A 12,991-nucleotide genomic window follows, 5' to 3' on the forward strand; every position below is an offset into this window, starting at 1 on the left:
GAATCAGGAACTACCCAGCCTGATTCTCCTGCTTTCCAAATTTCATCGGTTTACACAAAACCTTCGGCACATTCGCCACCCGCGCGCATTTCCTGCAAAAGAATTTCGGACCAACCGTGAGGGATAACAATTCGTCCTTCCTCTCCCGGATCTCATACTTTTTCCAGTCACAAAGAGTCTCAGCCATTTTCCAATATAACGCCCTCTTGACCTGCGTCCAATTTCATCTGGGAAAATCCCCTTCCCGCTTGCAACCCGTCACCATCCCACAAATCCTCCCCCCGTGATCGCCAGACTCAGAGGAAACATTATCGAAGCCTACCCGAACAGACTCATAGTCGACTGCCACGGCGTCGGATACGAAGTCATCATCCCACTTTCCACCTATGATCACTTGCATCCCACCGAGGGCGCTAAGGTAGATCTCCGCACTCATTTGCAGGTGCGGGAAACAGCACATACCCTCTACGGCTTTGCCACAGAAGCGGAACGCGATGTCTTTCTTCTTCTTATCGACCGCGTCTCAGGAATCGGCCCTGCCATTGCCGTGGCCATTCTAAGCGGCATGCCGGTCAATCAGTTCAAATCCGCAGTCGTTTCCGGAGATGCGGCACTGCTTTCCAAGTGCAAGGGAATCGGGAAAAAAACCGCCGAACGTATTATCCTTGAGCTAAAGGACAAAGTCGGAGTCACAGACACCTGGCAGGACGCAGCCTCCGGCCAAGTCTCCACCGAAGCCGCCGATGCGGAACTGGCCCTCATTGCCCTTGGCTACAAGCAGGTGGATTCCAGAAAAGCCGTGCGCGCAATCCTCGATAAGGAACCAGCCGCCAACACGGAAACACTCATCCGCACAGCACTCCGTGCGCTTCAATCCTAGCTTCCTTTTCTTCTACAATCTCATACTTAGATCACATGACAGTCCGCACCCGCTTCGCACCATCACCAACCGGCTACCTTCACGTAGGCGGCGCCCGCACAGCCCTCTTCAACTGGCTCTACGCCCGCAAACACAACGGAAAATTCATCCTCCGCGTCGAGGATACTGATCAGGCGCGCAACACGGAAGCCGCCCGCAAAGCTATTTTCGACGGCCTCACATGGCTGGGACTTGATTGGGATGAAGGTCCGGAATCCCCGAACCCTTCCCCCGACGGAACCTCCTACTACCAATCCCAGCGCAAGGAAATCTACGATACATATTTCGAAAAACTCCTCGCCGCAGATCGGCTCTACAAAGACGGCGACGCCTATCGTTTCCGTTTCGATCGCAAACCCATCACCATGAACGATCTCGTCTGCGGAGAAGTCACCATCGACTACCGTGATGAATCGAACACACCGGATATGGTCGTCCGCCGTAGCGATGGATCCTATGTTTTCCACTTCGTAAATGTAGTGGACGATCTGGAAATGAAAATGTCCCACGTCATTCGTGGCGAGGATCACCTCATGAATACCCCGAAGCACCTCCAGCTCATCGAGGCCTTCGGCGCCACTCCTCCTCAATACGCTCACATCCCACTCATCCTCAATCCGAACGGCTCCAAAATGTCCAAGCGGGATGAAGGTGCCGCCGTGCATGATTACCCGAAGCAAGGCTTTCTCCCACAGGCAGTTGTCAACTTCATCGCCCTCCTTGGCTGGTCATCGAAAACCGATGAGGAAATCTTCACCCTCACCGAGCTGATCGACCGCTTTTCCCTCGAAAACGTCAACCGCTCCCCCGGCCGATTCGATCTTGAGAAATGCACTTGGGTGAACCAACAGCACATCGCAAAAATCACTCCTGAGGAATTCGCTACTCTCGCTCAGCCATTCGTGGAAACCGCCGGCCTGCCAATTAGCGAAAGCTACCCGACCATAGTTGGCGCAGTGAAAGACAAATTACGTCTGCTGAGCGAAGTGCCGAATGCAATCGACTTCCTCGTCCTAGACGAAATCACCCAGGATCCGGAAGCTCTTACCAAGGCAAAGACAAACCCGAATGCCTCCCACCTTATCGCAGTCGCCAACGAAATGGAGAACATCACAGAGTGGAACGCGGATGCGGCAAAACGAGCAATCACAGCTGTAGCAACTGCAAACGGCACTAAAATGGGCCAGCTCATGTTCCCTACCCGAGTGGCACTCTCCGGCCGTTCAGGCGGCCCCGATCTCGGTGATATTTTCGAGATCCTGGGAAAAGAGAAAACAATCTCCAGGCTGAGAAACTTCTAGGAAAAGCTACCAGCACGGCAGTTCCCATGTCTCCAAGCTGCGGGAAGGACGGGATTCACGTCCGCCGCAGCCTTTGTAGCTATTCGGCATCAAGGATTCGTCCACGGTAGTTCTCTAACACAGGGATAATGAGGCGAAGACGTTCAAAATTGGGCAATTCCGTCAAAATACACCTATTTCCCGAGGAACTGGGGTTTGACAAAAAACCTCATGCCGGACCATATGGAAGCACATGCCAGACCGCCAAACGCTCCGTATCCGCTGGCCTTTCCGTAAACTCTGGAAGCATCCATTGCTGGATGGAATGGCTGAGAAGCTGGAACTGGATTCCAAACAAATTTCAGTCGGTTGGGGCTATCGGCCCAGTGGAAAATCAGCGAAACAGCAGGCTGAAAGATTCGGTTCAGAACCACTTTTGCTCGAAGACGCATTTCTACGCTCCATGAAGCCCGGCAGCGGTAAAGTCTACGGCTTGGTCGCTGACTCCAGGGGCATCTATTATGACGCAAGTGGAAATAGTGATCTCATCCATGCACTCAACAGCGGCGAAAAATCCGGGTGGATGAGAGATGCTCCAGACCACGATAAGGTCTCAATTAACGACCTTATTTCCCGTTTCTGCCAATCAAACGCATCGAAATACAACTGGTATCCCGGCGATTTCCTCGAGGTCGATCGCCCTCAGGAAATGGGTATAATGGTCGTCGACCAAACCCGGGGTGACACTTCAATAGCCTATGGCGGAGTGGAAGAATCCGACTTTGACCGGATGGTGCGCGATGCACTCGATGAGCATCCACAAAAGCCGGTTTATCTCCGCTCTCACCCCGATCATACCTACAGAGGAAAACACTCCTGCTTCTCGGAATGGGTCTTCACAGAGCCTCGGGTGAAAATTCTTCCATCCAACCTTTCCCCAGCAGAATGCTTCAAATTCTGCGATGAGGTCTACGCAGCCACATCCCTGATGGGCATGGAGGCACTTCTACACGGACGGAAAGTCAAAACATACGGCTGGAATTTTTACGCAGGATGGGGGCTCACCGAAGACCGGTGCAATAAGCCGGGAAGCGAGCGAAAAAATCCGGTTACCATCGAGAGATTGTTCCAAGCCTCCTATCTCCAGTATTCACATTTCTTTGATCCCGATACGGGAGCCCCTTGTGGATTGGATAGAATTCTGCAACACATCGAACTCCAGCGTGAGATCGCAAAAGAAAACGCAGGAACCTGTATTACCGTATCTTGGGTCCCATGGAAAAAGACCTTGGCCGAGGGATTTTTCCAATCCCCTGGAAATACCCTTATCCATGCGGATTCTCCTGAGGAACTGAAGCAGTTAGCTGCAGCCACACCGAATTCAAAACTAATCCTCTGGGGATCAAAACAAGAGCCACCCGAAAATACACTGCCCGTAGTCCGGATTGAAGATGGCTTTCTCAGATCTACCGGACTCGGGGCGACATTTCATCGCCCTCTCTCGTGGGTTTTCGATGATTCGGGAATTTATTTCGACCCTACAAAGCCGAGCCGCTTGGAAGGAATTCTACAAGATGGCAATTTTTCGGAAAGCGAGATGATCCACGCTGAGGAAATCTCGAATTTCTTGAGGAAAAATCGCATCTCGAAATACAATTTGGCGAAATCGAAAATCAATTGGAATCGGGATGATGCTGGCGGGAAAAAGGTTATCCTAGTCCCGGGACAGGTGGAACTTGATGCCTCTATCAAAACAGGAAGTCCGGAGGTCAAAACAAATGGAGAACTCCTCGGGAAAGTCCGCGCAGAGGAGCCGGACGCCTACATCATTTTTAAATGTCATCCAGATTTGGTTGCAGGTGCAAGACACGGTCAACTCCTCCCGGACGGCGCTGAAAAAATCGCAGATCTGGTCGTCAGTGATGGAAATATCATCGATTGGCTCGAGCTATGCGATGAAGTTTACACCATGACATCCACCGTCGGATTCGAGGCTATTCTCCGCGGCATTCCCGTCCGGACATATGGCATTCCTTTTTATGCAGGCTGGGGGCTCACCAGAGACCATCTTTCCTGCCCAAGAAGATCCCGCACGCTTGCCGTGGAAGAACTCGTCTGTGGCGCATTGATCCGATATCCACGTTACCTGAATCCTGTAAGCGGAGAATTTACAACCGCCCTACAAATTGCCCGTCTCTTATCTCTAGGCGAAACCGTGGGAGAACGCAGAGCATGGCATTTACGAATTGTTTCGATACTAAAGGCCTCTTGGGTCAAATTGGCCCGCCGATAAACATCACTTCGTGAGCGCTACTCCCCTACATATCGAGATTGTAACGGACACCTACGTGCCCGACATCAATGGCGTAGCTATTTCTCTCGGACGCCTCGCCCGTGGACTTAGGGAGCTAGGCCACCGCGTAACGATACTCCGCTCGGGCAAAGCTCATGGAGAGGATGAAACCGCGATTTTCTCCTGGCCCCTACCCGGCTACTGGGAAATCAACGTTGGCGCCCCATGGCTGGGTCAGATCAGACGCCGATGGAAAAGGCAGCGACCTGATATCGTCTACATCGCCATTGAAACACCTCTCGGATTTTCGGCGATGAACGCTGCTCGTTCTCTGGGGATTCCGCTCGTCGGAGGCTTCCATACGAATTTCAAGGAATACCTCTTGGATTACCGAATGGATCCCATCGCCATACCAGTCGGTGCCTATCAGAAATGGTTCCATGGAAGGTTATTCAAAACAATTGTCCCCTCCCCGGGAATGCGTGAAAAACTGGAAGCGGAAGGTTTCGTCAAAGTCGATGTTCTGGGCCGCGGCGTCGATACCCGCCTTTTCACACCGGAAAAAAGAAATGCCGAACTGAGAAAATCATGGGGTGCTGACGAGAAAACGCCCGTCGCACTGGTAGTTGGGCGAGTTTCCGCGGAAAAGAATATCGAGTTAGCCATCCGGGCGTTCGCGACAATGCGGGAGATCCATCCTGAAATGGTCGCAATCGTCGTAGGGGATGGCCCAACCTGTAAAAAACTCGCCCGCGCCCATCCGGAAGTCCACTTCCCCGGCTACTACATTGGAGAACAGCTTGCGGAATGCTACGCCTCCGCCGATATCCTGCTTTTCCCCAGCGAGACTGAAACTTTTGGAAACGTCATGCTCGAAGGGATGGCATCCGGTCTCGCCACCCTCGCTTACGACTACGCCGCCGCCGGCTGGCACGGCACCGATGGCGTCGATTGCCTGAAGGCTCCCAAAGGAGACGAAGATAAATATCTTGATGCCGCAAAACGACTTCTCGATCCGCAATTACGGGAGCAGATCGCCGGAAATGCCCGCAAAACCGTCGAGACTCTTGGCTGGCCATCCATCGTCGATCAGTTTGAGGCACTTCTGCTCCAGGCTATTTCCGAAAACCCGGAATCCTGAGAACGTTTCTTTCCTTTAAAGATTCTTCTCGCACTCGTTCCCCGCCCCTGCCAAACCTTCGGAGCAATGCTCAAAGCAGGAATCGTAGGCCTACCAAACGTCGGAAAATCAACTCTCTTCAACGCAGTCACCCGCACCAGAAAGGCGGAGGCGGCGAACTATCCATTCTGTACCATCGATCCGAACATCGGTGTTGTAACAGTTCCGGATGATCGCCTGGCTGTGCTCTCAAAGATCTCCGGATCCCAGAAACTTGTCCCTACAGCCATCGAATTTGTCGATATCGCAGGACTAGTTGAAGGCGCGTCCGAAGGAGCCGGTCTGGGCAATAAATTCCTCGCAAACATCCGCGAGACCGATGCAATCGTGCAGGTGATCCGCTGCTTTCAGGACGACGATATCATTCACGAACTCGGCTCCGTGGATCCGATCCGCGACATTGAAATCATCAATTCCGAGCTGATCCTCGCTGATATGGCGGCTCTTGAGAAACGCCGCTCATCCCGCGAAAAGAAAGCAAAAGGCGGAGACAAGGAATCCAAGAAGGAAGTCGAGCTAATCGACATCATCATGCCTCATCTTGATTCAGGTAAACCAGCGCTCACCATAGATTTCAGCGAAGACGATGCGGAAATAGTTAAGGAATTCTTCCTCCTTTCATCCAAGAAAACCATCTACGCGTGCAACGTGGCAGAAGGCGAGCTGGCCGGCGCAACCGACAACCCGGATTCCCATGAACTCGTCTCCCAGGTCCGCAAATACGCCGCCGAACATTCCGGCGCGGAAGCGGTCGTGATCTCTGCCCGTATCGAGGAAGAACTTTCCGAACTCGAGCCAGAAGAAGTTGCCGAATTCCTTGCAGATATGGGCGTGAAGGATTCCGGAGTCTCCGGCCTCATCCGGGGTGTATATCACCTTCTCGGCCTCCGCACATACCTCACCACAGGGGTTCAGGAAACCCGCGCCTGGACCATCACCGAAGGCGATAAAGCACCCGCAGCCGCCGGCGTCATTCACACCGATTTCGAGCGCGGATTCATCGCAGCTGAAGTTGTCCACTTCGACGACCTCAACTCACTGGGCTCCAAAAACGCCTGCAAGGAAGCCGGAAAACTCAAAATCGAAGGCAAGGAATACGTGGTAAAAGACGGAGACGTGATCGAATTCCGATTCAACGTCTAACTTCCAGACCAAACATCCTCTACCCCGTAGAGGATGATTTCGGTTTTTTTCCATGGGGACTACTCCCCAGCACTCGGGGCAACCCAAGAAGGCAAAGCCCCGAACATCCGCTATTGTGCCGGATTGGCTGCAGGTGGCTCCGCTACCGGGGAGGCATTTTCCAAATTGCCTTTGTTCCCCATCGCATGAATCAAGGATACACCAGTGTCTTTTTCATGCCTCACGTATAACCCTCCGAAAAACGCGGCGGCAGTTAGTAAAAGAAACATCACGATCGATCCCAATCCCATACCCGCGGATTCCTTGGTTTGATAGCGAGATTGTTTTGCAGGTGGCCGATAACTATCGTCCTGTGGCTGCGCTTGACGCCGCCTAGGAGGTGGCCGTGGTAGAGACCGTTCCTGCACTACCGGAGCCTCTTGCCGGGGAGCTTCCAACTCCAGGGAAGAACGCTCCTCATCCGATAAATCAAAAAGGAATGAAACATCACCGAGCTTTACTTCCATGCCGGATTGAAGCGCTACCGCATCCACACGTCTCCCATCGTATTTGATGCCATTGGTGGAGCCGCAATCGACCAGTTCGTATCCGCCTTCCACTCGGCGCATTTCGGCATGTCTTCCGGAGACAGAGCCGCTATCCAGCACAATATCATTGTCGCTCCCCCTACCGATACTCACTGACTTTCTATCGAGCTGAAACCGGTATGGTTGGGCATCTCTCTCCGGCACTGTAATGATTACTCTGGGCATAATGATAAATACGCGTTGTCACCTGATTCCTAACGGAAATTCAAAAGGACATACACTTGAAAATCAGTGAACTTTCAAATTCTTTCCCATTGCCAGCAGGCACCCAGTCTGCTTCTTTCTATTTGTTATGGCAAACGCGACCAACGTCCTCTCCACTGGAATTGAAATCATCGGATCAATTCACTTCTCCAACGACATGATCATCGATGGAAAAATCGAAGGCGAGATCAAATCAGATAAAGGCAAAGTCACCATCGGCGAAAACGCAATTGTCAAAGGTGATGTCACAGCAGGTGACGTGAAAGTATACGGCAACGTCGAAGGAAAAATCACTTCCCAGCGCTGCGAACTGAAGGACAAATCCAAAATCAACGGTGACATCAAATCCAAGGTATTCTCCATGGAAGAAGGCGCTCAGCTTTCCGGCCGCACCGAGATCGGCGCGTAACCAACTGCTGCGGAAGACTCCGTAGCATTTCAAATTTTAAGGAGGCGAGCATCACAGCTCGCCTTTTTCCTTGCCTGGAATTCCGAAGAGTAGCGCTCTTAGAATGGCTCGTCCTCGGTCCACTCATTCCCGACATTCCACTCCTCGACCAACTCCTGCGGGAAGTCGTCGAGAAAGCGGGAAGGACGGCACAAGATATCTCCGCTATAGCTTTTGGGATTCAGCATCGGATAGCTGAGATACAGCTCGTCCTTGGCCCTTGTGAGAGCCACATAAAACAATCGGCGCTCCTCCTCAAACGCTGCCTCGTCATCCGCATCCAGAATACGTCCATTGGGGAATTGTCCATCCGCCAGCCAAATCAGGAATACCACCTTCCACTCCAGCCCCTTCGCTTGGTGAATCGAAGAAAGTGTAACCTTGTCGTCATCGATTTCGGATTGATCCCCTGACGGCTCACCATCAGTAGTGCTCATCAGTGAAAGCTGAGCAAGGAACTCCAGCACATCATCGAAGCCACCTCCATATTGGATAAGCTGCTCGATATCAGCGCGCCGAGCTTCGTAATTTTCAAAACTCTCCTTCAGGTAATCGTCATACACACCCTCCAGAACACTGAAAATCATCTCGGAGGGAGTGGCAAAGACCCGTCCTGGGCTCAACTCATCCATCGTGTAGCAAAGTTGTTCCCAATGCTTCGCTGCTTTTTTCGGGATCGGGAATCCCAGCAATATACCAGACCATTTGTCCGGCGGCTCCTCATTCCCGGAAGCCGGGTTTTGCACCCATTTCTGCCAAAGCTTCTCTGCAGCGCCCGGCCCACAACCTGGTAACATCTGCACCATCCTCTTGAAACTAACCTCATCCTTCCGGTTCGTCACAAACCTCAGAAAAGCGGCCACATCCTTGATATGTGCCTGTTCGAAGAATCTAAGACCACTCGTGATACCAAATGGAATACCACGGCGGGTCAGTTCCATCTGAACCTCCAAACTCTGGAAATGCGCCCGATACAGCACTGCCATTTCTGTCAGCTCGATACCCTCGTCCCGAAGTTCCAGCATCCGCTGGGCGACGAAGTTTGCTTGGGCAGCAGGATCCTCCAAAGCCACCAAAGCAGGCTTGGCACCAACCTCCCCGCGAGAGGAACGCAGATTTTTTTCAAACCGCATCTTGTTCGCCGAAATCGCAGCATTGGATAGGTCCAGAATTTCAGGCACACTGCGATAATTCGTCTCAATCGTATAAATCACAGAATCCTCATACCGGTCCTGGAAATTCAAGATATGATCCACCTCGGCGCCGCGCCATGAGTAGATTGATTGTGAATCATCACCGACTGCCATGAGACTATTCGAATCGCCCGCAAGCAGGTCGATCAATTCGCTCTGCACCGCATTTGTATCCTGATACTCATCCACGAGTAAATTTTTGAAACGGTTCTGATATATTTTCAGCACTTCCGGGTGCTTCTTGAAAAGTTCCACCGTCATGCAGAGCATGTCATCGAAATCCAGCGAATTGGTATCCTGCTTTTTCTTCGCATAAGCTGCCCTCACCGTCTCCAATTGCTCCGCCCACTCCCCAAAATACGGATACCGGGTCTTCAGGAGCTCCTCGAGAGTCACTCCGGTATTTGCCATCAGACTATACATCGAAATCAGGACATCAGGCTTTGGAAAACGTCTCTCCTTCGTATCGATATCGCTGGCCCCGACCACAGCCTTCATCAATGACTTCTGGTCGTCCCTATCCAGAATTGAGAACGATTTCGTGAAGCCGATTTCATCCGCATGCCGGCGTAAAATCCGGTTACAAATGGAGTGGAACGTCCCCGCCCAAAGATCTGTCACATCCCCCTTAACCAGCCCGCGCACCCGCTCCACCATTTCCCGCGCCGCTTTATTTGTGAAAGTAAGAAGCAGGATATTTCTCGCCGTCTCTCCCTGATCCAATAGCCAGGAAACCCTGTAGGTGAGCGTCCTCGTTTTTCCAGACCCTGCACCCGCGATCACCAGGGCCTTACCGGGCGGCGAAGTTACTGCCGCCAACTGCTCTCCATTGAGAGCAGCCTTGTAATCGATTCCGGAAGCCGAAGCAGGCCTCGTCCGTTGCAATTTATATTCCCTCGCCATGTCCTCGACGTAGCCTCACACGGCTTTTGGAAAACTTCCACTAAATCAATTTTCAGATGCCTTCGCTTTCGCCTCGGCCACATCCAGAGAATCCCCTGAATCCACGTTTTTTGCAAAGTCCATAAATCTGGAAAGCTCCAGACGAATCCTTGGAAGCAGGAAGTAAATTCCTATCAGGTTCGGGGCCACCATTGCGAAATACATCGCATCGGAAAGCATCAGCACATTTTTCAGTGAAGACGCCGCGCCGAAGACAATGCAGACACAGAAGATAAATTTGTATCCAAGAATCACAGCCTTGCTCCCGCCGAAGAGGTAATAAACCGCCTGCTCCCCGTAATAGGACCATGAAATCATCGTGGAGAACGCGAATAGGAATACCGCCACAGCCAGGACATATGGGAACCAAGGTATTACGGTCCCGAAGGATCGTGAAGTCAGCCAGATGCCACCGGACCAGCCGCCGCGCTCGGTCACCGCATCGCTCTCCACAAATCCATCACCCATTCCGTCTTTCAACTGCACCTCATACCACTCCTCGCCGGCCTCCACCACATGCACGAGGTCACGGTCGGTCATCTCCACCACCACAGCCGCTTCTGAATTAGGGGCCTCACGTAGCGTGGCGGTTCTGTTCACATTCGCATCCACCGTCCAGATCCCGGTAGTTACGATCACCAGAGAAGTCATCAGACAGATCACAACCGTATCGATGAAAGGCTCCAGAAGTGCCACCACACCCTCACTCGCCGGTCTTCTGGTTTTCACCGGAGCATGCGCGATTGCAGCAGAACCCAAGCCCGCCTCATTTGAGAAAACGCCCCTCTTGATCCCTTGGATCACTCCGCCCACCAAACCACCGATACCAGCCTCCATCGAGAAGGCCTCCCGGACGATGGTCATCAAAGCCTCGGGTATCTGTGGCATATATCCAGCCAGCACCACCACACAGGCGATCACATAAATGATGGTCATAAACGGCACCAGAATCGCCGTCACACGGGCGATGGAGACGATTCCTCCAATAATCACCGCGCCAACCATAAACGCCACGATCACTCCCAGAATCCAACCCTGACCATCACCGAAAATCCCGAAAACCTCCGTCACCTGCTCCGCGGATTGATTCATCTGAAACATATTTCCAGCACCTAGGGCTCCACCCACACAGGCGATTGCAAAAAAGATCGCCAAACCCTTCCCTAACTTCCCGAAGCCTTTCTCCTTGAGGCCTTTTTCCAGATATCTCATCGCGCCGCCATGGACACGGCCGTTCCCATCAATATCACGGTAAGCAACCCCCAAGGTACACTCGGCGAATTTGGAGGTCATACCCAGCAGACCCATGACCACCATCCAGAACACAGCTCCCGGACCGCCAATACTGATAGCTACAGCCACGCCCGCGATATTTCCGAGACCGACTGTGGCCGAAAGTGCGGTGGAAAGAGCCTGAAAATGCGTGATTTGCCCCGGATCGTCCGCGGTCGAATATTTTCCCCGCACAGTCCGCAGTGCCAATCCGAAAGCCCTGAAGTTGATGAAACCGAAATAAATCGTCAGGAAAACTCCAGTGAACGCAAGCAACACCAGAACAATCGGCAGACCCTGCCCGAACACAGGAACTGAATAAAAAACAATCTTATCGGTCCACACCGCAACCGGCTCCAACAACCCGTCGATCCTTTGATCTATCGATAAACTCTCCTGCGCCGACGCCAATCCAAGTGACAAAAAAGATAGCGAAATAATGTAGAACCAAAGCCTGCGCAACGCGTAAAAATTCATTTCCTCGAACACTGGCAACCCGCGTGCCAACCTGCAAGAAACAATCCCGGCTGTATAAGGTGCGCCGAATGCTATACAACCCGAACAAATCAAATGCAATCAGCCCCCAATAACATCCTCGTCCGTGTCATTCTCCTTTGTCTGACGCTTTCCCCGGCACTCATCGCAGAGCCTATCAAAGCAGTAACGTGGAACATCGAGTGGTTTCCCGGCGGGAGACCTTATGCACCCAAAGAGGAACGGGACGCTCAGATCGCCGCCGCGAAAGTTACCCTTGAAAAGCTCTCGCCCGACATTTTTCTGGCACAGGAACTCGGCTACCAGCCCGCCTTCGAAGACCTCATTTCCGTTGTCCCGAACATGAAGCTTCATACTTTCAGCAGCTTCCTCGGCTATGATCGTAAAACCGTAGGCCCGCAACAGTGCGCCATCGCCTCTACTCTCACCGCGGATTCAGCTTGGTTCGAGGCGTTCGAGCCCAGCAAAGGTCTCCCAAACCTGAGCCGTGGATTCGCCTTCGCAGCCCTGAACCACCCCGACGGCGGCCTCATCATGGTTTATTCCGTCCATCTCAAGAGCAACCGCGGCAGCGAAACTCCCGAAGGTGAACAGGATGTAGCTGATACCCGCGCCGAATCGGTGCGCCAGATCATTGCCCACAAAGCCGCGATGGAAAAAAAGTTCAAGGATAAGGAAATCCTCGGCTGGCTCATCGGTGGAGACTTTAATAGCAACCACGACGGACAATTTCCGAAATGCACTGCCATCGCAGATTTGGTGGAAGCCGGATTCCACAACTCCTGGGATAAAACGCCCAAGGAGAAACGCGAAACTTGGCTGAGCGATCCGGACCCGGAAGATCGGAAATTTCATCCTACCACCTTCGACTACCTGCTAACCATCGGGTTCGCTGAGAAACAGGCCATCCTCTTTCCCGGATTCGATCGGAAATCCTCGGATCATGCACCAATCGGCATCCTTCTTATGAAACCTTAGGGAAGGCCAATCATTCGCCACTCTACCAGCGCACCCCTGGCAAATAGCCGGGGGTTT

10 protein-coding genes are annotated in these 12,991 nt (G+C 52.5%); 7 read left to right on the plus strand and 3 right to left on the minus strand.

Going from position 1 to position 12,991, the window contains the following annotated elements:
* Positions 1 to 283: 283 nt before the first annotated feature.
* The 5 genes from ruvA (at position 284) to ychF (ending at position 6,815) form a co-directional block, all read left to right on the plus strand.
* Complete coding sequence (ruvA, locus tag AAGA79_RS11055) at positions 284 to 880, plus strand: Holliday junction branch migration protein RuvA (RefSeq protein WP_411825863.1); 597 nt, start codon at positions 284 to 286, stop codon at positions 878 to 880.
* Positions 881 to 915: 35 nt separating this feature from the next.
* Positions 916 to 2,220, plus strand: coding sequence for a glutamate--tRNA ligase (gene gltX, locus AAGA79_RS11060; RefSeq protein WP_411825864.1), 1,305 nt, complete (start codon positions 916 to 918; stop codon positions 2,218 to 2,220).
* 232 nt (positions 2,221 to 2,452) lie between these two features.
* Complete coding sequence (locus AAGA79_RS11065) at positions 2,453 to 4,492, plus strand: capsular polysaccharide biosynthesis protein (RefSeq protein ID WP_411825865.1); 2,040 nt, start codon at positions 2,453 to 2,455, stop codon at positions 4,490 to 4,492.
* 10 nt (positions 4,493 to 4,502) lie between these two features.
* Positions 4,503 to 5,633: a glycosyltransferase family 4 protein gene (locus AAGA79_RS11070; RefSeq protein ID WP_411825866.1), complete on the plus strand. Its 1,131-nt coding sequence runs from the start codon at positions 4,503 to 4,505 to the stop codon at positions 5,631 to 5,633.
* A 66-nt stretch (positions 5,634 to 5,699) separates the two neighbouring features.
* Positions 5,700 to 6,815: a redox-regulated ATPase YchF gene (gene ychF / locus AAGA79_RS11075; protein WP_411825867.1), complete on the plus strand. Its 1,116-nt coding sequence runs from the start codon at positions 5,700 to 5,702 to the stop codon at positions 6,813 to 6,815.
* 110 nt (positions 6,816 to 6,925) lie between these two features.
* On the opposite strand, the gene AAGA79_RS11080 is transcribed toward ychF, so the two are convergent.
* A complete protein-coding gene (locus AAGA79_RS11080; RefSeq protein WP_411825868.1) occupies positions 6,926 to 7,567 on the minus strand; it encodes an FHA domain-containing protein in 642 nt (213 codons plus the stop codon).
* A gap of 127 nt (positions 7,568 to 7,694) precedes the next feature.
* On the opposite strand from AAGA79_RS11080, the gene AAGA79_RS11085 reads away from it, so the two are divergent.
* Positions 7,695 to 8,015, plus strand: a complete 321-nt coding sequence (locus tag AAGA79_RS11085; protein ID WP_411825869.1) for a bactofilin family protein — start codon at positions 7,695 to 7,697, stop codon at positions 8,013 to 8,015.
* A 98-nt stretch (positions 8,016 to 8,113) separates the two neighbouring features.
* On the opposite strand, the gene AAGA79_RS11090 is transcribed toward AAGA79_RS11085, so the two are convergent.
* Both AAGA79_RS11090 and AAGA79_RS11095 read right to left on the minus strand, forming a co-directional pair.
* Positions 8,114 to 10,150 (minus strand): ATP-dependent helicase, encoded by a 2,037-nt coding sequence (locus AAGA79_RS11090; RefSeq protein WP_411825870.1) that lies wholly within the window; start codon positions 10,148 to 10,150, stop codon positions 8,114 to 8,116.
* Between the two features lie 45 nt (positions 10,151 to 10,195).
* Positions 10,196 to 11,938, minus strand: a complete 1,743-nt coding sequence (locus AAGA79_RS11095) for an amino acid carrier protein (RefSeq protein ID WP_411825871.1) — start codon at positions 11,936 to 11,938, stop codon at positions 10,196 to 10,198.
* 93 nt (positions 11,939 to 12,031) lie between these two features.
* On the opposite strand from AAGA79_RS11095, the gene AAGA79_RS11100 reads away from it, so the two are divergent.
* The gene (locus AAGA79_RS11100; RefSeq protein ID WP_411825872.1) at positions 12,032 to 12,934 is read left to right on the plus strand and encodes a hypothetical protein; all 903 of its coding nucleotides are present in this window, start codon (positions 12,032 to 12,034) and stop codon (positions 12,932 to 12,934) included.
* Positions 12,935 to 12,991 lie beyond the last annotated feature (57 nt).

It is taken from the genome of Luteolibacter sp. AS25, from assembly GCF_046736275.1.
Lineage (GTDB): Bacteria > Verrucomicrobiota > Verrucomicrobiia > Verrucomicrobiales > Akkermansiaceae > Luteolibacter.

Coding starts and splice junctions, on each gene's coding strand:
- ychF (WP_411825867.1), top strand. CDS start 5,700: ATGCTCAAAGCAGGAATCGTAGGCCTACCAAACGTCGGAAAATCAACT.
- AAGA79_RS11100 (WP_411825872.1), top strand. CDS start 12,032: ATGCAATCAGCCCCCAATAACATCCTCGTCCGTGTCATTCTCCTTTGT.
- AAGA79_RS11065 (WP_411825865.1), top strand. CDS start 2,453: ATGCCAGACCGCCAAACGCTCCGTATCCGCTGGCCTTTCCGTAAACTC.
- gltX (WP_411825864.1), top strand. CDS start 916: ATGACAGTCCGCACCCGCTTCGCACCATCACCAACCGGCTACCTTCAC.
- AAGA79_RS11090 (WP_411825870.1), bottom strand. CDS start 10,150: ATGGCGAGGGAATATAAATTGCAACGGACGAGGCCTGCTTCGGCTTCC.
- AAGA79_RS11085 (WP_411825869.1), top strand. CDS start 7,695: ATGGCAAACGCGACCAACGTCCTCTCCACTGGAATTGAAATCATCGGA.
- AAGA79_RS11095 (WP_411825871.1), bottom strand. CDS start 11,938: ATGAATTTTTACGCGTTGCGCAGGCTTTGGTTCTACATTATTTCGCTA.
- AAGA79_RS11080 (WP_411825868.1), bottom strand. CDS start 7,567: ATGCCCAGAGTAATCATTACAGTGCCGGAGAGAGATGCCCAACCATAC.